Origin of the sequence: Salegentibacter sediminis (assembly GCF_002078605.1) — a bacterium.
GTDB lineage: Bacteria > Bacteroidota > Bacteroidia > Flavobacteriales > Flavobacteriaceae > Salegentibacter > Salegentibacter sediminis.
The window spans coordinates 176,356-195,902 of record NZ_MSJR01000007.1 but is presented as its reverse complement, the minus strand read 5'-3'; the positions used below and the strand labels follow the sequence as shown (position 1 = coordinate 195,902).

Here is a 19,547-nt window from a genome sequence, read left to right as displayed (position 1 = left end):
TTTGAATGCTTGACCTCCAGGTTTATCTATATTCTTTGTTTCTTAAATATGTCAACTCATTAGGAGTTGGATAAGACGTTTGAAGACGTTTTATGCCAAGCTCAACGACTTAAGGTGGTTATGGCAACGGGGCTCACCTCTTCCCATTCCGAACAGAGAAGTTAAGCCCGTTAGCGCAGATGGTACTGCTATTTGTGGGAGAGTATGTCACCGCCTTTCTTTTAAGACCCTTACATTAATTTGTAAGGGTCTTTTTTTTGAAATTAATTGAGATCCCGCTGGAAAGCGGGATTAATACCCATAGCTTTTTATACTGCTTGCAGGCACGGGTATGCGAAGGTGGTCATTCAATAGGTCACTACCCCGCCCGCACCGAAGGCTACGTTCGGGTGGGCTTTCTTTTAAGACCCTTCATCATGTATTTGGTTAAGGGTTTTTTTATGGGGTAAAGTGAAATGGTTAAAATGGCTATTAAATAATCCTGACAAGAATAAACTTGCAAGCCTGGTGGCCAGAGCGAACGAAATTTTGGGTTGAAATAGGTAGCTAAGCTACTAACTGATTGCATAGGCCTTTAAATATCGTTCCGGGATTATTGAAGACCCTTCTAAATTCCTTTAAAACAGCTCAATTTGTATTCCTACCATTAGAATAAATATGGAGAGAGCTCCAATAAAATTGGCAACCTCTTGCATTTTAGCTTTTTAGTTCTCTGTTAAAGAGAATAAAAGCATTTTTTAAAAAAATTGTACCTTCATAAGTATATGACTTAAGTCATAAAAAATAAGGCTAATACCCGGTAATTTTACAATTAATTAAATATCTAATAATTATGAAAAGTTTGCTAAAAACAACTGGAATTTTTGCAGCAATGTTGCTAATGTTTTCTTGTGGTAATTCAGAGAAAAAAGAAAAAGATGAAATTCGTTTAGACGACTACAAGGAAGCCCCTGCTCCCGAAGAAAAGTCTAGCACCTCCCAGGAATCTGAGGCCGATAGCGGAGACGATCTATCCAATAAAGGAATTGGGCCTATAAAAAATGTTGAGTTGGGAGATGGTATTGATGCCGATATGGCTTCCAACGGAGGAGATATCTTTAAAAATATGTGCTCTGCCTGCCATAAGATGGATAAGAAATTTGTTGGTCCTCAATTGGCCGGAGTATCCGAAAGACGTTCTCCTGAGTGGATTATGAACATGATTCTTAATCCTGAACAAATGATCAAGGAAGATCCAATTGCAAAAAAATTGCTTATTGAATCAAATATGGCAGTGATGGCTAATCAAGGACTCGTTGAAGATGAAGCCCGGGCGATACTTGAATACTTTAGACAATATGATGAGCAAAACTGATGATTCTCATATTTTTATAAGTATTAGCCTTATAAATTCGCAACGAATTAGCTTTTTGATTGAATAAACCTAACCAAACCAACAAATGATGAAATCAATTCCCTTTTTAATGATGACTTTCCTGCTGATAAGTTCTTCAGTGCTTATAGGATGTAAGGATAACACCAATGATGAGAGTGAGACTCCTGCCGAAGTTAATGAAGTAAGTAATGATGCCGGCTCAAATAAAGGTCAGGCCTTTATCGACGATGACAGTGAAAATCCAAACGCCTTACGCTTAGCTATGGATTCTGAAGATCATACCACTTTGGTGACTGCAGTTAAAGCTGCTGGGGTAGAAAATTCCCTGGTAAATGTGGGACCGCTTACGGTTTTTGCTCCAACCAATGCAGCTTTTGATAAACTTCCTGATGGCACCGTTGAAGATCTTTTAAAACCTGAAAATAAGGCTAAACTGGCTTATATCCTTAAAAATCATGTGGCGCCCAGCAATTATCCTATCGATATGCTTGAAAAAAATATCGAAAAAGGACGCACCCTTTATATGGCGTCAGGAGAAAATGTAGAAGTTAGTAGTGACGGAGAAGACATTATTGTGGGGGGAGCTAAAATTATAGCGACCGTAAAAGTAAGTAATGGATGGGTCCATGTAGTTGAAGACGTCATTTTACCAAAAGAATAATCAATCCAATTTCAAACAATAAATTAAAACCCAATCTAATGAAAAATATTTTTAGAATCGCGGTCCTGGGTGTCCTGGGGCTTATTATCCAATCATGTGGCAATGGTGGATCTTCTGATGAGAAATCCGGAGCTCTTACCTCTAACGCGGCAGACCGTGTTTACGTGGCACCGGGAGAGCATGATGAATATTATGCATTCCTTTCAGGAGGATATAGTGGGAACCTAACCGTTTACGGCTTGCCTTCAGGTAGAATGCTAAAAGAGATCCCTGTTTTTTCTCAGTTTCCGACCAATGGTTATGGATATTCTGAGGAAACTGTTCCGATGTTAAATACTTCTTTTGGCTTCGTGCCATGGGGAGATTCCCACCACCCCGATATTTCTCAAACAAACGGAGAACTTGACGGACGTTGGATATTCATCAACGAAAATAACACTCCAAGGATAGCACGTATTAGCCTTGAAACCTTTGAAACCGAAGAGATCATCGAGATCCCTCACAGTGCAGGGAATCACTCTTCTTCTTTCATTACTGAAAATACCGAATATGTGGTAGCGGGAACGCGTTTCTCTGTACCTTATCCTCAAGAGGATATGGCTATCGATCAAATGAAAGGAAACTTTAAAGGCCCTCTTACCTTTATCGCTATTGGCGATGACGGAAAAATGAGTATCGATTTCCAGCTGAAAATGCCTGGATTTAACTACGACCTTTCTCACCCCGGACGTGGAGATTCCCACGGATGGTTCTTCTTTACTACTTATAATACCGAAGAAGCACATACAATGCAGGAAGTTAACGCTTCTCAGAATGATAAGGATTTCATTGCTGCTGTAAACTGGAAGAAAATCCAGGAATATGTTCAAAATGGAGGTGGTGAAGAAATTGATGCTGAATATGCACACAACTATTTTGATCACAGCACCCAGTCGGCTACAACTACTATGGAAAGTAAAGTGCTTACCGTAGATCCAAGAGAAGTAGAAGGAGCAGTATACTTTATGCCAACTCCAAAATCTCCTCACGGTTGTGATGTAGACCCAACTGGAGAGTACATTGTAGGTAATGGTAAATTATCTACCGACCTTACTGTTCACTCTTTTTCAAAGATGCTTAAAGCTATTGAAAATGAAGACTTTGAAGGTGATGCTTATGGTATTCCTATTCTAAATTTTGATTCTACCCTTGCAGGAACCGTAAAAGAAGGAGGATTAGGACCACTACATACCGAATTTGATGGTAAAGGAAACGCTTATACAACTTTCTTTATTTCTTCTGAAGTTGTTAAATGGAAATTAGGAACCTGGGAAGTACTTGACAGACAGCCAAGTTACTATTCAGTTGGTCACCTTATGATTCCTGGAGGTAACTCAAGAGAACCTTATGGGAAATATATGATCTCTATGAACAAAATCACCAAAGATCGTTACCTGCCAACAGGACCTGAGTTAGAGCACTCTGCACAGTTATATGATATTTCCGGAGAAAAAATGGAACTTTTATTAGATTTCCCAACTCACGGAGAGCCTCACTATGCTGCCGGTATTCCTGCAGACAAAATTAAATCAAAATCTCAGAAAATCTACAGGTTGGATGAGAACGAGCACGAATATGCCGCTACCAGTGAGTCTGAGACAAAAATGGTTCGCGATGGGAATGAAGTTCACGTATATATGACTACCGTGAGAAGTCACTTCTCTCCAGACAACCTTGAAGGGATTAAAGTAGGAGATAAAGTATTCTTCCACGTTACTAACCTTGAGCAGGATTTTGATGTACCCCACGGCTTCGCTATGATTGGTGCAAACACTTCTGAACTCCTGATTATGCCCGGGCAAACAAAAACGATTACCTGGGAACCTAAAAAAGAAGGAGTATGGCCATTTTACTGTACCGACTTCTGTTCAGCTCTTCACCAGGAAATGCAGGGATACGTAAGAGTATCTGGCCAGAATTCAAATGTGCCATTGAAATGGACTTTGGATGATGAAGAGATTAATTAGTTTATTTAGTTGAAAACTGGTTGTTTTTTAGATTGAGAAAGGCGGGTGGATGGAAAATTTACCCGCCTTCTTTTAAAAATCCCCTTAACAAATGAAAAAATCAGGAATTTTAATGGTAATAGGTTCGGTGCTACTGCTCGGCCTCTTTATCTATCCACTCTGGAATATACAACTGGAAGCGCCACAGTATCCAGATCCTCTGGGGATGAATATTTATATTAGTGGAATACAGGGCGAAGAAGAATTTGATATACAGAATATTGACGGTATTAACCACTATATTGGGATGAAAAAGATCCCTACTCCTGCAGAAATGTGGGAATTCAATACTTTCCCGCTAGTAATTGGCGGAATGGCTGCCCTTGGTGTCCTGCTGGGAATTCTGGGCTTCTTTAAAGTTATTGGTCCAAACTGGTTCTTAGGTTGGCTCATTCTCATGACCATTCTAGGTATCTTAGGAATGGTAGATTTCAATAACTGGCTAACAGACTACGGTACTGACCTTGATCCTAAAGCCATTATGAAGTTAACCGACTCTGAAGGTAATCCATTAAGCTACAAACCACCCTTGCTGGGATCTCAGAAAATTCTGAATTTTACAGCGCATTCCTATCCTAGAGCAGGTGCCTATTTGATGTTTGCAGGAATGTTACTAACTTTAGTCGCCTGGTGGGTTGGAAAAAAAGCCACTAAAGGCCGAAGCTAAAGAAAAATTAAAGCTATGAAAAAGATAATTTACCTCTTTGTGTTGGGGCTGTTCACTGCATGCAGCAATGAACCCCAACCAATAGACTACGGCAATGATAATTGTGATTTTTGCGAAATGACCATTGTAAATAAAGCCTATTCAGCGCAGGCCGTAAGCCAAAAAGGAAAGCAGTATAAATATGATGCTATAGAATGCATGGTTAACGACCAGCTTCAGCATAATTATGATATGGCTATAAACCTGGTTGCCAATTTTGAGCAGCCTGGAACAATGATAGACGTAAAGAATGCCGGTTTTGTTATAAACGATAGTATTAACTCCCCTATGGGTGGCAATCTTGCTGCTTTTAAGAAGGAAAGTCCTGTTGTTAATAATGGATCTGAAGGAACATTTAACTGGGAAGAATTAAAGACCCATTTCCTTGAAAAGGATTCATTAACAACAAGTCGCCAATAACATGGGTAGATTATTTATTCTTTTTTTATTTTTCGGGTTAACAACAGCAATATCTCAGGCTCAGGAGATCGAAGTCTGTAAGACTTGTGAGGTGAAGACTATTCAGGCTGCTGTAGACATGGCCGAAAATGGTGATGTTATCCGCATTAAAAGCGGCATTTATAAAGAACACGATATCTCCATTATCGATAAATCCCTTAACATTATAGGAGAAGGCTTTCCGGTGATTGACGCCGAAATGGAAGGCACCGCAATAAGCATAAGAGCTGAAAATTTTTCTATAGAAGGCCTAAAGATTATCAATGTTGGGAGAAGTCATGTAAATGACTTCGCCGGAATCCTGGTTTCAAACTCTAAGAATTTTGAGGTGAAGAATAACAGGCTGGATCAGGTGTTTTTTGGTATTCTTTTAGAAAGGTCTTCCGAGGGGATTGTCTCCGGTAATAATATTACCAGTAATGCAAAAGACCAGTCTACTTCGGGTAACGGTGTTCATATATGGAAGTCGGAAAAAATAAGCGTAAAAAATAATGAAGTAGTTGGCCTAAGGGATGGCATCTACCTGGAATTTGTGAATAATTCTGAGATCATTGATAATATATGTAAGGATAACTTACGTTATGGTCTGCATTTTATGTTTTCAGATCACGATTTGTATAAGGGCAATGTTTTTGAGAATAATGGTGCGGGAGTAGCAGTGATGTATTCCAAATTTATAGATATGCAGGATAACCAATTCAGAAAGAACTGGGGGAGTGCTTCCTACGGTCTTCTTCTGAAGGAGATAAACGATTCAGAGTTAAAAAATAATATTTTTGAAGATAACACTATTGCCATTAGTGCCGATAATACCAACCGAATAAATTATATCGAAAACGATTTTAAGAACAATGGCTACGCCGTAAGGATACGTGGAGCTGTTTATGACAATAACTTTACACAGAACAATTTTTTATATAATTCCTTTGATGTCGCCTATACCGGGAAACTCAATGACAATAAATTCAGCAATAATTACTGGAGCGGCTATACTGGCTACGATCTTAATAAAGATGGGATAGGGGATGTGCCTTTCAGGCCTGTGACCCTCTTCTCTTTCCTGGTGAATAAAACTCCCGAAGCGATCGTGCTTTTAAGAAGTATGTTTATAGATATGCTGGATTTTTCAGAGAAAGTTTCTCCTATTTTTACTCCGGCCGATCTCATCGATGAACAACCCCAAATGAAAAGAATTCAATGGTAAGTATAACAAATCTGCATAAAAAATTCGGTTCCCTGGTGGTACTGAATGGGCTTAACCTTCAAACTCCCGAAAACGGAATTATAGCGGTGTTAGGTCCCAATGGCTCAGGGAAGACCACGCTTATAAAAAGTATCCTCGGGATGGTAATACCCCAAAAAGGAGAAATTGAAGTTAATGGGGAAAGGGTGAAAAAACACTGGAATTATCGAAAGAATATAGATTACCTGCCGCAAATAGCCAATTTCCCCGGCAACTTAAGGGTGTTGGAACTTATCGATATGATCAAAGATCTGCGTGGTAAAGAAGCGCGGGATGAGGAACTTATTGACCTATTTAAGCTGGAACCCTTTCTGGACAAAAAACTCAGTAACCTTTCGGGAGGGAGTAAACAGAAGGTAAACCTGGTCTTGTGTTTTATGTTTGATAGCCCGTTAATAATTCTGGATGAGCCAACCTCAGGCCTGGATCCAGTTTCGCTTATCCGCCTGCGAAAGCTTATTCAGCAGGAAAAAGCAAAAGGAAAGACCATTCTGATTACCTCGCACATTATGAGTTTTGTGGAAGAAATATCAGACAGGATTGTATTTTTACTGGAAGGACAAATCTATTTTAACGGGACCGTGGAGGAACTAAAAACCTCTACAGGGGAGAAGGATTTCGAACACGCCATTGCCAACATCTTAACCGAAAACCATGCTTAAAATATTAAAATATAGTTTTTACGACCTTTCCCGTAGCCTCTGGAGCTATGTGTATTTCTTTTTCTACCTGCTTTTAGGGGTAGTGTTGTTGTTTTTGAACAACGATCTCTCCAATGCCGTGATTACTCTTATGAATGTCATAATTATCCTGGTGCCGCTTATCGGGACCATCTTTGGAGTGATGTATTTTTATAATTCACGGGAATTCACAGAACTTCTTTTGGCCCAGCCGGTAAGAAGAAGCTCTATATTTTTGGGACAATATCTGGGCGTGGCTATTTCGCTATCTGCCAGTCTTATCCTGGGATTGGGTTTACCATTTATTATTTACGGCTTGTTCCAATCGGGAGCGATCTGGGATTTTGCCTCTCTTTTGATTTCTGGAGTTTTTCTCACCTTTATCTTTACCGCTATAGCTTTTAATATTGCTTTGTCTTATGAGAATAAGATAAAAGGTTTTGGTCTGGCAATCCTGGTTTGGCTTTTCCTGGCGGTGGTTTATGACGGCCTCTTTTTATTGTCGCTCGTGTACTTTCAGGATTATCCCCTGGATAAGTTCTCCCTGGTGGCAAGTATGCTTAATCCTATAGATCTTTCCAGGATACTTATCCTGCTGAAACTGGATATTTCTGCTTTGCTGGGTTATACCGGTGCTGTATTCAAGCAGTTCTTTGGCACCGGCTTGGGAGCATTTACGTCAATTGCAGTATTAATTTTATGGGTGATAATTCCTGTTTGGAGAATTAAATATATTTCAGCGAAAAAAGATTTTTAGAAAACTTTCCTTTTATGACTGCGCTCATATAATTTCCTGCCTTAAGATATGATATTTACACCGTGATTAAGACAAGAAATATGAATAGCATAAAAGATAAAACAGTAGCTGAGTTAGTTACTGACAACATAAAAAATGCTCATGTCTTTAAGAAATACGGAATTGATTTCTGTTGTGGAGGAGGAGAAAAACTTGAAACCGCCTGTAAGAGGAGAAAAGTAAACCTTAAAGATATTGAAAGAGATTTGCTTAATGCCTATAACCATGGCAGCAGGGAATATAAATATAATAGCTGGGAACTTGATTTCCTATCCGATCATATAGTGAATGTTCACCATCAATATGTAGAAGAAAGTATTCCGATGCTGCTTAATTATTGCGAAAGGGTAGTGCGTTCTCACGCTAATGAACAACCCGAGCTTAGGGAAATAGAGAATTTGTTTCATCAATTAGCCGGAGAATTAAAAACCCATCTAAAGAAGGAAGAATTAATACTCTTTCCCTTTATCAATAAGATGGTAAAAGCTGAAAAAGAAGGCACAAAGCTGGAGCGTCCGCCTTTTGGGAATGCCAGTAGCCCGGTGAAGATGATGGAGGAAGAACATGAAAGTGCCGGAGACCTTATTAGGAAAATAGCAGAGTTGAGTGATGGTTTCACTCCCCCGCAGGGCGCCTGTAACACTTTTAAGGCCTTTTATTCAAAATTAGACGAATTTGAAAAGGATCTGTATTTACATATCCATCTTGAAAATAATATACTTTTCCCCAAGGCACTAGCTTTGGAAAAAAAAGTGATGATTTAGTTTAGTGATTGCAAGCCGGCTGTTTCAAAGTGAAACATTTTGCTTTGAAGCAGCCATTTTTGAGGAATCACCCATTATGCTTCCGGTATTGCAGGAAGAAATGGAAACTTATTTAAGATTAGTTTAGTGATTGCAAGCCGGCTGTTTCGTGGCTCGCAGGTAAAAAAAATTGATAAAACTTTACTGCCCCAATAGTATCGATCAATAAACCTGTCGCCCTGGAGCAGCCTTTTTGTTTCGTTTAAATCCTCACTTTCATGGTAATTCATTAAGCCTATGAGAGGCTGAGCTACCTATCTTGATGCTACTGAGAGATTCATCTTTACGATGCTAATTTTCCTATCTTGCAAACCAAATGATCGTCATAAGAAAGCATATCAGCCTGGCTTTGGGATATTTTTTCCTGGTTGCCCTTCTGGGTGTGGTTTTAAGGTTGTTTTCCTTCGCCGATGTCCCTGCGACCTTTAGGTTTCTGGTGCATACGCATTCTCACGTCGCATTGCTGGGCTGGGTTTATGTGGGGCTCACCAGTATTATTTATATGCTTTTTCTTAAAAATGCCGGGATAGATAAAGTCTACCGGAGGATTTTCTGGTTTACCCAGCTCACAATCCTGGGGATGTTGGTGAGCTTTCCTTTCCAGGGTTACGCCTTATTTTCCATTATTTTCTCTACGCTTTTTCTTATTGCCAGCTACTTCTTTGCCTGGATGGTTTTTACGAAGACCCCGGTCGAATTCAGAACACGTTTCTCCTACAAATGCATACGCACATCGCTTATTTACATGATTATCTCCAGCGTTGGCCCCTGGGCCCTAGGTGCCATTATGAGTACCCTGGGGAGCACCTCTATCTGGTATAAGCTGGCCATATATTTCTATCTACATTTCCAGTATAATGGATGGTTTATACTCGCTTTATGTGGGATGCTTTTCTTTATTGTTGAAAATAATAAGCTGGAAATCCCCCGCAGGGATTTTAAATTGTTTTTTATCTATATCAATGTAGCCATCCTGCTCACATTTTTTCTATCGGTGTTATGGACACAGCCCAATACAATATTCTATAACCTGGCTGGTATAGGGGCGGTAGTGCAAGTGTTCGCATTTCTGAAATTTCACCGCATCCTGAAATTTTCCGGTTTGGGGGATTATATCGGGTCCTTTTCCAGGCAACTGCTTATAATTACCGCCTGGGTACTGGTGGTTAAGCTTCTTGCGCAGCTGTTCTCTGCCTTACCATATTTTGCCGATTTGGCCTATAGAACCCCCGATTTCGTGATTGCTTACCTTCACTGGACTTTCCTGGGCTTAATAAGCCCCGTTTTATTTGCTTTATTACAATATTTTAAAATGATAAGACTTCCAAGAATCGGGTTCTGGATATTTTTTGCCGGTTTTTTGGTTACGGAATGTATTTTGGTTTACCGTGGAATGGCAATGTGGCAACGCTGGCAAATGCCAGAAGATATTGCAGTCTACCTTTTCGCGGGGAGTTGTCTCTTCCCAATCGGGATAGGTTGGATTCTGCTCACCAACTTAAAAAGGAGCGCTTAGCGATATACCTTTCTTGATTTTATCTTTAGTTCACCTTTTTTTTCCAAAGATTTCGTAGCCCTTATTACCGTTTCTACCCTAAGCCCTGTTAGGTCGGCTATTTGCTGGCGGGTGAGGTCTACTTTATAAGAAAAAGGCTCCTGGAGTTTGTGCACGTGTTTCTTTAGGTAATCCAGTAAGCGTAAAATGCGGTGTTCGGGTTCCTGGGTAGAGAGTTCAGAAGCGATTATGGCTTTGTAATAGAGTCGGCTGGCCAGGGTTTTGGTGAGGCCCAGGTGAATTTCAGGATGGGAGGAAAGCAGGTCCAGAAATTTTAGTTTATGAAGTTTCAGTAGAACGGAATCGGTTATCGCTTCGGCATTAGCAGGGTATTTCACATTGGCTAGCAAGGGCGGCTCCCCAAAGCTCTGTCCGCTAAAGAACATTCCCTGAACAAATTCCTTTCCATCGTAATTGAAATTGTTCATTTTTACTTCCCCTGAAATCACCTGATAGTAATTATTGGCATTTTCGCCTTCAGAAAAAATAACTTCCCCTTTAGGGTATTCAACTCGTTTGGCTCCAAATTCTTCCAATACCTCTACAGGAATCATAATTATTTAGTTTAGGATGCCCACAAAAATATGAGAAAATTAAGAATTTAAGAGGTATTAAAAAATGAATTTCAGAATAGAACTAATGAAAGCTAAGATTTTAATATTTCTATTTGGGTTTTGATATGAGCAAAGTTAAAAACGCGGCCTAATATCTTGTTTTGCTGATATGGGTCATATCTTTGAGAAAAATTAAGGGATAATTTTGCCTGAATTATCTCATAAAAACCTTTAAATAGCCCCTGAAAAAATAAGATATGAAGAAATTAATATTATTCTCCTGTTTCTGGCTTGCTGCAGTAGGAATCACACTTGGTCAAGATATTAAATCCCCGGATGGGAACCTGGAAATGAATTTTAATCTGCAGGAAGATGGCACCCCCGTGTACAGCTTAAACTACAAGGGACAGGAAGTGATAAAAACCAGTAAGTTAGGATTAGAGTTAAAGAATGACGAACATTCTCTTTTGGCTGGTTTTAGTATTGAGGATACCGCTACCTCCCATTTTGATGAGACCTGGGAGCCTGTTTGGGGAGAGGAAAAAGAAATTAGAAATCATTATAATGAGCTTGAAGTAAATCTGAAACAAGCCGAAACCAACAGAAAAATGGTTTTGCGTTTTCGGTTGTTCGATACCGGGCTTGGTTTTCGCTACGAATTTCCGCAGCAAAACGAGCTGGGACATTTCGTGATCAAAGAAGAGAGAACCCAGTTTGCTATGGCGGGAGATCATACGGCTTTCTGGATCCCCGGAGATTACGATACCCAGGAATATGATTATATTGAGTCAAAACTTTCGGAGATACGGGGACAAATGGAAAAGGCCATTACTTCCAATCTCTCGCAAACCTCCTTCTCAGATACCGGGGTGCAAACCTCTTTAATGATGAAATCTGATGATGGTCTGTACATTAATTTGCACGAGGCCGCACTTATCGATTATGCTGCCATGCATCTTAACCTGGACGACGAAAAGATGATCTTTGAATCCTGGTTAACTCCAGATGTGAATGGAGATAAAGGCTACCTGGTTTCTCCTACTCAATCCCCCTGGCGTACTGTGATGGTGAGTGATGATGCCAGGGATATCCTAAAATCCAGAATCACCTATAACCTTAACGAGCCAATTGCTATAGAAGATCCTTCCTGGATTAAACCGATGAAATATATTGGGGTTTGGTGGGAGATGATCACGGGGAAGAGTTCCTGGAACTATACCGATGAATTTACCGCGGTAAAACTTGGAGTAACCGATTTTGAAGCAGCCAAACCAAACGGCCGTCACGCTGCAAATAATGAAAATGTTAAAAAACATATCGATTTCGCTGCTGAACATGGCTTTGATGGAGTGCTTGTAGAAGGTTGGAATGTGGGCTGGGAAGACTGGTTTGGACATTCAAAGGATTATGTTTTTGACTTTGTAACTCCTTATCCTGATTTTGATGTGGAGATGATCGAAGAGTACGCTAAGAGCAAGGGTGTAGAGATGATCATGCACCATGAAACATCATCTTCAGTTAGAAATTATGAACGCCACCTGGATACGGCCTATGCATTTATGAAGAAACACGGCTACAATGCTGTTAAAAGCGGTTATGTGGGAGATATTCTGCCACGGGGTGAGAACCACTATTCCCAGTGGATTGTGAATCATTACCAATATGCCCTGGAGAAAGCTGCCGATTATAAAGTGATGGTCAATGCTCATGAGGCGGTGCGTCCCACCGGAATTGCAAGGACTTACCCAAACCTTATCGCCAATGAATCGGCGCGGGGGACCGAGTACCAGGCTTTTGGAGGTTCTAAACCCAATCACGTGACCGTTCTCCCCTTTACGCGTTTAATAGGAGGTCCTATGGATTATACTCCTGGAATTTTTGAAATGGATATAAGCAAACTGAATCCCGATAATGATTCCCATGTGAATAGTACCATTGCCAATCAACTTGCCTTGTATGTAACCATGTACTCGCCGCTTCAAATGGCCGCCGACCTGCCGGAGCATTACGAGCAATTTCCCGATGCTTTTCAGTTTATCAAAGATGTGGCTATAGACTGGGATGAAAGTATCTACCTGGAAGCTGAACCTGGTTACTACCTTACAATTGCCCGAAAAGAAAAAGGAGAGGACAACTGGTTCGTGGGAAATGTAAACGGAAACGAAGAACGAATTTCCAAAATCTCATTTGATTTTCTCGACAAGAACAAAGATTATATCGCCACTATATATTCAGATGGTAAAAATGCGCATTACAAGGACAATCCTCAATCTTACGAGATCAGGAAAGTTCGGGTAAACCATAGATCCAAGCTTTCACAGTTATCTGTGCCGGGTGGAGGTTATGCCATCAGCATTAAGGAAGTGAGTAAAGATGAAGCAAAGCAGCTGAAAAAGTTGTAGGTTTTATCTGAAATAACATCTTGACCTAAACCCTCACTTTAACCGGTGGGGGTTTTTATTTTGACCATAAGTTTTTAAGCTTTAAGTTGCATTTCTATAATTTCTCTTAGAAATTTTATAGTTTTATAGGGTGTTAATCAAAGGACCCGCCCAAAGCCCTACCTTCGGCGGGATTTTTTATACCGTATTATGACCAATCCCAAATATCTTTTTCTTTTATTCTTTTTCCTCGGAAGTTTTTTCGCAGAGGCGCAAAATGAAGAGAGAATCAAAGTTTTAAATTTTGCTACTTCTCATTTAACCAATACTTCAGATGCCTATTCATCTTACGTAGACGTTAATAAACCTGAGGTAAAGGCAGATATAGGCAGGATCGTGGCCCAATTGGTTGAATTCAGGCCTACTGTAATATGTGTAGAGATCGTTCCGGAGGAAGATGAGGCTACTAACAAGACCTATCAAGCCTATCTCAAAGACCAGACTAATCGGGTGAATTATTCCGAAGAGATAAATGTTATCGCTTTTGAAGTTGGGAGACTGGCCGGCGTGGAAATGGTCTACGGAATAGATGCGCGTATTGGCTTCAACTACCCAAAACTTATAGAAATGGCCAAAAGACAGGATACATCCAGAGAGTTTTTAGAAGAAAGTATCAAGACTGTGGAATGGATTAATGCCCAGCCACTTTTGAGGCAATTTGAAGTTTATAATTCTGAAGAATTCAAATCAGAAACCTTTAATTTCTATAATTTCCTGGCTACTATGCAGTCGCCCGGCAATAATGAAGGCGCAGAGATCATTTCAGATTTTTACAAAAGGAACCTGAGTATGTATGCCAACTTTTCTGCTATTCCCTTAGAAAAAGACGATCGCGTGCTAATAATCCTTGGAGGCACTCATACTGCCTATTTCGACATTTTTCTGAAACACAATCCGAAATATAAACTTATTGACGCCACTGAATACACCGATTTTTAAAATCATATTTTCACCTATTTTCAGTTTAGATGTAAGGAAAGCCGGCATGCTGATTAAAAATTCACTAATTTGAGACTTCATAAAGAAGCCTTAACCAATGCAAAAACTACTTCAGGTAAAAGTTGCCCTGCAGATACAGAAATCGGCTGCCGAGGTGTTTGAAGCCATCGTCAATCCGGAGAAAATGAAGAATTATTTTATTTCAGAGAGTACGGGGCCAATGGAAGAAGGAAAGGTATTGGTTTGGAGGTTTCCGGAGTTTGAAGAGGAAGCCCCGGTGCGTATTGATAAAATTGAACAGGATAGATACATCTCTTTTTACTGGGATATAGATGAAGAAGAATTGCTCACCGAGATCGAACTGCGTCCTGCCGGAAATTATTCTACCGTGGTACATATCACCGAGAAAAGTAGGGAAAATGATGAAATGGGCATACAATGGTTACAGAATAACACCGAAGGCTGGGCAAATTTTCTAGCCTGTCTTAAAGCCTACCTCGAATACGGCATTAATCTTAGAGAAGGAGCATTCGATTTTCTGCGGGAATAATTTCAATTAGACTTAAACTTCCAAAATAATTACCTTAGCAGGTAAACCAAGCAAATAGAATGTCTGCCTCCCATTTCGTAGAAAAAGTATTTAAAAAACTCATTCCGGCACCATTTACCCTGGCCGTATTATTAAGCCTGCTTACTTTAATAATTGCTTTTTTGTTTACAGGTGACCACAATGGGGAATCGGCCGTGCAGATCCTGGAATTTTGGCAAGCAGGCATGTGGGACCCGGCGCTGCTAGTTTTTATGGTGCAGATGATGCTTATTCTTGTTCTGGGTCACGTCCTGGTATTAAGCAAACCGATGGCCTGGCTAACGAGTCAGCTTACCAAAACCGTTACCAACAACGCCAGCGCCGTAGTTATTGTTGCAATCTCTACTATGCTGGTGGCTTTTTTTAACTGGGGCCTGGGTTTGATCTTTGGGGCTATTATGGCCAGGAAGGTAGCCGAAGCATCACAGCAACGTGGTTTTAAGATCAATTACCCTCTCGTAGGGGCTTCGGGTTATGTGGGATTAATGGTGTGGCACGGAGGAATTAGTGGTAGTGCCCCTTTAAAAGCTGCCGAAAGCGGGCATCTGGCAAGCCTGTTCCCGGGTGGAGATCCGGCCTTACTCGCGCGGTTACCCGATAGTATTCCTACCGATACAACTATCTTCGCCAGTTGGAATCTCATCATCTTTGGGGTTTTGCTCTTGCTTATTCCGCTGGTGCTGTACTGGCTCTCCCGCACAGCCGGAACCTCCTCTGTAAAACTTAAAAGCCGGGAGAAAGTAAATCTAAATCAAGTAATTTCAGGAGCCGAAAGACTGGATCATTCCAAATGGCTAAGACTGATTTTTGGTTTATTGTTACTAAGCGCTTTTTTTGCCAGTTATACTGAAGAGCTATTAGCAGGAAACCTAACTCCAAATATGCTCAACTTCCTGATGCTTTGTTTATGTATTCTTATGCACGATTCCTTCGCTTCTTTTCTGAGAGCTCTGGAAAAGGCCATAGGTGGAGCGGCGGCTATTCTAATACAATTTCCCTTGTATTTTGGGATTATGGGGATTATGCGGGAAACCGGATTGGTTGCCGATATCGCTAACTTTTTTGCGAGCTTCGCTACAGAGGTAAGTCTGCCGGTTTACAGTTTCTTTAGCGCGGGACTGGTAAATATCTTCGTGCCCAGTGGAGGCGGGCAGTGGGCTGTGCAGGGGCCGGTAGTTTTAGAGAGTGCTTTAAAACTTGGGGTGCCACTCAACAAGGCGGTGATGGCGCTTGCCTACGGAGACCAGATCACTAATATGCTCCAGCCGTTTTGGGCATTACCGCTTTTGGCGATTACTAACCTGAAAGCCAGGGAGATTTTACCTTATACCCTAATTCTAATGTTGGTGGGAATTCTGGTATATGTTGGAGGCTTGTTGCTGATATGATCAATGCTGAGGCCTTAAAACCTTACCGGATAGGCTAAAGTCAAAAAATAATATAATCCTTATCTTAGAGCTGTATTAAATTTCTCAAAATGGCTGACGCACCTAAAAACAAACCTATTAAAAGACATAAAGCGATCCAACCTCTAAGCCGGGAACACCACCAGGGCCTCTTGCTTTGCTGGAAAATAGGTAAAGGTTTTGAAAAGGACATTGAGCCGCAGCGAATAAAAACTTATTTGGAGTGGTTTTGGGATAACCACCTCAAACTTCACTTTGAAATTGAAGAAAAATATGTTTTCCCGGTGCTTGGCCCGGATCATAAGTTGGTGAAGCAAGCTTTAGAAGAACACGAACACCTCAAGCATTTATTTCAGGCGAAAGAAAATCTTACCGAAAACCTTAAATCTATTAGGAGAGACCTGGAAGCACATATTAGATTCGAGGAGCGGATTCTATTTAATGAAATTCAGAAGCATGCTTCCGAAGAAGACTTCCAAAAACTTCAGGAGCATCACGACCGGGAAATTTCCTGCGAAATCTGGCAGGACGAATTCTGGATATAAGCGCCAATGTGCATAAATGTCCCTGTAACAAATGTTACCTCCCGGGGCTGTAAGGTTTTTCTATTTCTTTAGAAAAGTCGGGAAAAAACATTCGATTTTCACTTTGATACTCTTTGAATGGCTTGTTTTCAAAGGGTTTTGCTTCATGTGGTCCATTTCCTTTTTAGACGTTTATAGTGAAATTCTTCTAAATGTTGCTTGTTTGCTTAGGTAACAAGGGTTACAGGCTTAGCCTATACTGCGGGTTATTTTTGCCAACAAATTAAGTAACCCATGAAACAATATACATTCATTTTCCTATTAACAATACTGGCGGGAAGTTTTCTCTTTGCCCAGGAAACAACACCGCTCTCTAAGGAGGAGGTTTTGACCAGGGTTCTGGAGAATAACCGAAGCTTAAAGATATCTGAACAGGAGTTTTTCCAGGCCAGGGCAGATTACCGGCAAACAAATGCAGTTTTTTTGCCAAATATAAAGGCTTCCCATACGGGCTTTACGACAACTAATCCTTTGATGGCTTTTGGCTCTAAACTCAATCAGGAAATACTTACCCAAAGTGATTTTAACCCAATGTTGCTCAATGACCCGGACCGGGTTAACAACTTTGCTACTAAAATCGAGGTACAACAACCACTTATTAATGTAGATGGTTTTCTGCAACGCCAGGCTGCTAAATCGAAGATGCAAGCCACCGAATTAGAGGGAGATCGAACCCGGGATTACGTGTTACTGGAAGTAGAAAAGGCTTATATGGAACTTCAGTTGGCTCATAAGGCAGTTGCGGTTTTGGAGAAAGCCCAGGAAGCTGCTTTGGAGAATAAAAAACTGGCCGATAACAGTTTTGAGCAAGGCTACCTGCAACGTGCCGATGTGCTTGCTGTGGAAGTTCGCGTTAGTGAAGTGAACAACCAATTGCAAATGGCACGGAGTAACGTGCAAAATGCATCAGATTATCTTTCCTTTCTGATGAATGAAGAAAGCGGAAAAACCTGGATGCCTTCAGACCAACTGGAAGCTGAAACTCTTTATTCCGCAGAAAACCTGAGGCTTTCTGATGATCGTGCCGATATCCAGGCTATGGAATTCGCCACCGATGCTTATGAGAAAATGAATAAGGCTGATAAAATGGCGTTTCTGCCCCGACTTAATGCCTTCGGGAGCTATGAACTTTATGACGAGGATATTTTTCAGGGTGCAGCCAGTGGATATATGGTGGGCGCTGAGTTAAGTTGGGATCTTTTCCAGGGAAGCAAACGCTTCGGGAAAGCTCAGAAAAGTAAAGCTGAATTAGAACAATCCAAACTGGAGCTCGATCAATATAAGGCAAAGAGTCAAATGGAAATCAACAGGGCAAAACGCAATGTGGAAGATCTATATGATAAGATGAAACGCAGTGAACTTGCCGTAGAGCAATCAGAAGAAGCTTTTCGTATAAGAACCAACAGATTTGAACAGGGGCTTGAGAAAACTACAGATCTCCTGCAATCCGAGACCCAGTTTCAGCAAAAACAACTGGAATACTTCCAGACGATTTTCGAGTATAATTTCGCGAAGTCTTATCTGGAATTTTTAACAAAAGCAGAATAATCAACAATTAAATATAATTTCTCAAAAGGAGAAGAAATCACTATAAAAAATGAAAACAAGAATTTTACTCACTTTAGGCCTGGCAGCAACATTATTTATTAGCTGTGGCGATAATGAGAAAGAAAATATAAAAGAAGTTGCCGCAATTCAGGTAACAACAAGTACCCCTGTTTCGGCTTCAGGAGGAAAACTTAGTGTTAGCGGTACTGTGGAAGCAGAGAATAATGCTACCCTAAGTACCCGAATGATGGGCTATATCAATAAAGTACACGTAAATATTGGGGATAAGGTTAAAAAAGGTCAGGTTTTGGTATCTATAAACAATGCCGATCTTCAGGCAAAGAGAGCCCAGGTAAACGCTGGAATAAATGAAGCTACTGTAGCTTTTCAGAATGCTAAGAAAGACTATGAACGTTTTCAGGCTTTATTTGCTGAAAATAGTGCTTCCCAGAAGGAAGTAGACGATATCACAGCTAATTATGAAATGGCTAAAGCCAGATTGGAATCGGCTAAAGCGATGAAGAATGAAATCGATGCTCAGTTTGCTTATGCAAATATAAGAGCCCCTTTCAGCGGAGTTGTAACGAACAAATTCGTTGAAAATGGAGATATGGCCAACCCCGGAATGCCTTTAATCGCTATTGAGGCTCCAGGGGATTTTGAAATTCGTGCCAGTGTGCCAGAGGCTTCAATTGGAGCAGTAAAAACCGGGGAAGAGGTTGAGGTTCTTATCAAATCTCTTGACCAGGCTTTAAAAGGTAAAGTAGTGGAGGTAAGCAGTTCTTCCAGTAAGACCGGGGGACAATTCCCGGTAAAAATCGCCTTGGAAAAAACCGATCTTCCTGTAAGATCAGGGATGTATGCCACGGTTCAATTTCCTATTGAAACCGATGAAAAAACACAAGGGCCGGTAACTGTGTCTAAAGAAGCCATAATCACACAGGGAGACCTGCACGGGGTTTATACGGTAAGTCAACAGAATACCGCCATGCTTCGCTGGTTGCGATTGGGGCGTAGTTATGGCGACCGGGTAGAGGTGCTTTCGGGTCTTTCAGCAGACGAAGCCTATATTATTTCTGCTGAAGGTAAATTGTACAATGGTGCAAAGGTGAAAATGTAATTCAACCTGAAGTAATTAATCTGATATTATAAAGAATGTTCTT

18 protein-coding genes and 1 rRNA gene are annotated in these 19,547 nt (G+C 40.7%); 18 read left to right on the top strand and 1 reads right to left on the bottom strand.

Translation table 11 applies throughout. The features are described from left to right. Positions 1 to 110 precede the first annotated feature (110 nt). From rrf to BUW93_RS11620, 11 genes are all read left to right on the top strand, one after another. Positions 111 to 219: ribosomal RNA gene (gene rrf, locus BUW93_RS11675) — 5S ribosomal RNA — on the top strand. Positions 220 to 832: 613 nt separating this feature from the next. After that, entirely contained in the window at positions 833 to 1,354 is a 522-nt protein-coding gene (locus BUW93_RS11665; RefSeq protein WP_081211874.1) for a c-type cytochrome, read from the top strand. Between the two features lie 88 nt (positions 1,355 to 1,442). Beyond that, complete coding sequence (locus BUW93_RS11660) at positions 1,443 to 2,036, top strand: fasciclin domain-containing protein (RefSeq protein WP_081211873.1); 594 nt, start codon at positions 1,443 to 1,445, stop codon at positions 2,034 to 2,036. Between the two features lie 38 nt (positions 2,037 to 2,074). Beyond that, positions 2,075 to 4,042 carry a Sec-dependent nitrous-oxide reductase gene (nosZ, locus tag BUW93_RS11655; protein ID WP_081211872.1) on the top strand — a complete coding sequence of 656 codons (1,968 nt, stop codon included), beginning with the start codon at positions 2,075 to 2,077 and terminating at the stop codon, positions 4,040 to 4,042. 91 nt (positions 4,043 to 4,133) lie between these two features. Further along, on the top strand, positions 4,134 to 4,748 hold the full coding sequence (locus BUW93_RS11650) for a hypothetical protein (protein WP_081211871.1): 615 nt from the start codon (positions 4,134 to 4,136) through the stop codon (positions 4,746 to 4,748). Positions 4,749 to 4,763: 15 nt separating this feature from the next. Then, a complete protein-coding gene (locus BUW93_RS11645; RefSeq protein ID WP_081211870.1) occupies positions 4,764 to 5,207 on the top strand; it encodes a nitrous oxide reductase accessory protein NosL in 444 nt (147 codons plus the stop codon). 1 nt (position 5,208) lies between these two features. Next, positions 5,209 to 6,450, top strand: a complete 1,242-nt coding sequence (locus tag BUW93_RS11640; protein WP_081211869.1) for a nitrous oxide reductase family maturation protein NosD — start codon at positions 5,209 to 5,211, stop codon at positions 6,448 to 6,450. Continuing rightward, positions 6,444 to 7,151 (top strand): ABC transporter ATP-binding protein, encoded by a 708-nt coding sequence (locus tag BUW93_RS11635; RefSeq protein ID WP_081211868.1) that lies wholly within the window; start codon positions 6,444 to 6,446, stop codon positions 7,149 to 7,151. The genes BUW93_RS11640 and BUW93_RS11635 overlap by 7 nt, the downstream gene beginning before the upstream one ends. Next, positions 7,144 to 7,926: an ABC transporter permease gene (locus BUW93_RS11630; RefSeq protein WP_081211867.1), complete on the top strand. Its 783-nt coding sequence runs from the start codon at positions 7,144 to 7,146 to the stop codon at positions 7,924 to 7,926. Before BUW93_RS11635 ends, BUW93_RS11630 begins: the two co-directional genes overlap by 8 nt. 80 nt (positions 7,927 to 8,006) lie before the next feature. Beyond that, positions 8,007 to 8,729 carry an iron-sulfur cluster repair di-iron protein gene (ric, locus tag BUW93_RS11625; protein ID WP_081211866.1) on the top strand — a complete coding sequence of 241 codons (723 nt, stop codon included), beginning with the start codon at positions 8,007 to 8,009 and terminating at the stop codon, positions 8,727 to 8,729. Positions 8,730 to 9,084: 355 nt separating this feature from the next. Then, a complete protein-coding gene (locus tag BUW93_RS11620) occupies positions 9,085 to 10,284 on the top strand; it encodes a hypothetical protein (protein ID WP_081211865.1) in 1,200 nt (399 codons plus the stop codon). Here BUW93_RS11620 and BUW93_RS11615 read toward each other — a convergent pair. Further along, on the bottom strand, positions 10,281 to 10,877 hold the full coding sequence (locus tag BUW93_RS11615) for a Crp/Fnr family transcriptional regulator (RefSeq protein ID WP_081211864.1): 597 nt from the start codon (positions 10,875 to 10,877) through the stop codon (positions 10,281 to 10,283). The two genes, BUW93_RS11620 and BUW93_RS11615, sit on opposite strands and share 4 nt — an antisense overlap. A gap of 257 nt (positions 10,878 to 11,134) precedes the next feature. On the opposite strand from BUW93_RS11615, the gene BUW93_RS11610 reads away from it, so the two are divergent. The 7 genes from BUW93_RS11610 to BUW93_RS11580 all read left to right on the top strand — a co-directional run bounded on the left by BUW93_RS11610 (position 11,135) and on the right by BUW93_RS11580 (position 19,504). Continuing rightward, a complete protein-coding gene (locus tag BUW93_RS11610) occupies positions 11,135 to 13,279 on the top strand; it encodes a glycoside hydrolase family 97 protein (protein ID WP_081211863.1) in 2,145 nt (714 codons plus the stop codon). Between the two features lie 189 nt (positions 13,280 to 13,468). After that, on the top strand, positions 13,469 to 14,257 hold the full coding sequence (locus BUW93_RS11605) for a DUF5694 domain-containing protein (RefSeq protein ID WP_081211862.1): 789 nt from the start codon (positions 13,469 to 13,471) through the stop codon (positions 14,255 to 14,257). A 97-nt stretch (positions 14,258 to 14,354) separates the two neighbouring features. Further along, positions 14,355 to 14,807, top strand: coding sequence for an SRPBCC domain-containing protein (locus BUW93_RS11600; RefSeq protein WP_081211861.1), 453 nt, complete (start codon positions 14,355 to 14,357; stop codon positions 14,805 to 14,807). 59 nt (positions 14,808 to 14,866) lie between these two features. Beyond that, the gene (locus BUW93_RS11595; protein ID WP_081211860.1) at positions 14,867 to 16,234 is read left to right on the top strand and encodes a TIGR00366 family protein; all 1,368 of its coding nucleotides are present in this window, start codon (positions 14,867 to 14,869) and stop codon (positions 16,232 to 16,234) included. Between the two features lie 89 nt (positions 16,235 to 16,323). Then, positions 16,324 to 16,797 (top strand): hemerythrin domain-containing protein, encoded by a 474-nt coding sequence (locus BUW93_RS11590; RefSeq protein WP_081211859.1) that lies wholly within the window; start codon positions 16,324 to 16,326, stop codon positions 16,795 to 16,797. Between the two features lie 273 nt (positions 16,798 to 17,070). Beyond that, positions 17,071 to 18,384, top strand: coding sequence for a TolC family protein (locus BUW93_RS11585; protein WP_081211858.1), 1,314 nt, complete (start codon positions 17,071 to 17,073; stop codon positions 18,382 to 18,384). Between the two features lie 49 nt (positions 18,385 to 18,433). After that, positions 18,434 to 19,504, top strand: coding sequence for an efflux RND transporter periplasmic adaptor subunit (locus tag BUW93_RS11580; protein ID WP_081211857.1), 1,071 nt, complete (start codon positions 18,434 to 18,436; stop codon positions 19,502 to 19,504). Positions 19,505 to 19,547 lie beyond the last annotated feature (43 nt).

Coding starts and splice junctions, on each gene's coding strand:
- BUW93_RS11605 (WP_081211862.1), top strand. CDS start 13,469: ATGACCAATCCCAAATATCTTTTTCTTTTATTCTTTTTCCTCGGAAGT.
- BUW93_RS11665 (WP_081211874.1), top strand. CDS start 833: ATGAAAAGTTTGCTAAAAACAACTGGAATTTTTGCAGCAATGTTGCTA.
- BUW93_RS11610 (WP_081211863.1), top strand. CDS start 11,135: ATGAAGAAATTAATATTATTCTCCTGTTTCTGGCTTGCTGCAGTAGGA.
- ric (WP_081211866.1), top strand. CDS start 8,007: ATGAATAGCATAAAAGATAAAACAGTAGCTGAGTTAGTTACTGACAAC.
- BUW93_RS11585 (WP_081211858.1), top strand. CDS start 17,071: ATGAAACAATATACATTCATTTTCCTATTAACAATACTGGCGGGAAGT.
- BUW93_RS11620 (WP_081211865.1), top strand. CDS start 9,085: ATGATCGTCATAAGAAAGCATATCAGCCTGGCTTTGGGATATTTTTTC.
- BUW93_RS11615 (WP_081211864.1), bottom strand. CDS start 10,877: ATGATTCCTGTAGAGGTATTGGAAGAATTTGGAGCCAAACGAGTTGAA.
- BUW93_RS11635 (WP_081211868.1), top strand. CDS start 6,444: ATGGTAAGTATAACAAATCTGCATAAAAAATTCGGTTCCCTGGTGGTA.
- BUW93_RS11590 (WP_081211859.1), top strand. CDS start 16,324: ATGGCTGACGCACCTAAAAACAAACCTATTAAAAGACATAAAGCGATC.
- BUW93_RS11600 (WP_081211861.1), top strand. CDS start 14,355: ATGCAAAAACTACTTCAGGTAAAAGTTGCCCTGCAGATACAGAAATCG.
- BUW93_RS11650 (WP_081211871.1), top strand. CDS start 4,134: ATGAAAAAATCAGGAATTTTAATGGTAATAGGTTCGGTGCTACTGCTC.
- nosZ (WP_081211872.1), top strand. CDS start 2,075: ATGAAAAATATTTTTAGAATCGCGGTCCTGGGTGTCCTGGGGCTTATT.
- BUW93_RS11645 (WP_081211870.1), top strand. CDS start 4,764: ATGAAAAAGATAATTTACCTCTTTGTGTTGGGGCTGTTCACTGCATGC.
- BUW93_RS11640 (WP_081211869.1), top strand. CDS start 5,209: ATGGGTAGATTATTTATTCTTTTTTTATTTTTCGGGTTAACAACAGCA.
- BUW93_RS11580 (WP_081211857.1), top strand. CDS start 18,434: ATGAAAACAAGAATTTTACTCACTTTAGGCCTGGCAGCAACATTATTT.
- BUW93_RS11595 (WP_081211860.1), top strand. CDS start 14,867: ATGTCTGCCTCCCATTTCGTAGAAAAAGTATTTAAAAAACTCATTCCG.
- BUW93_RS11660 (WP_081211873.1), top strand. CDS start 1,443: ATGAAATCAATTCCCTTTTTAATGATGACTTTCCTGCTGATAAGTTCT.
- BUW93_RS11630 (WP_081211867.1), top strand. CDS start 7,144: ATGCTTAAAATATTAAAATATAGTTTTTACGACCTTTCCCGTAGCCTC.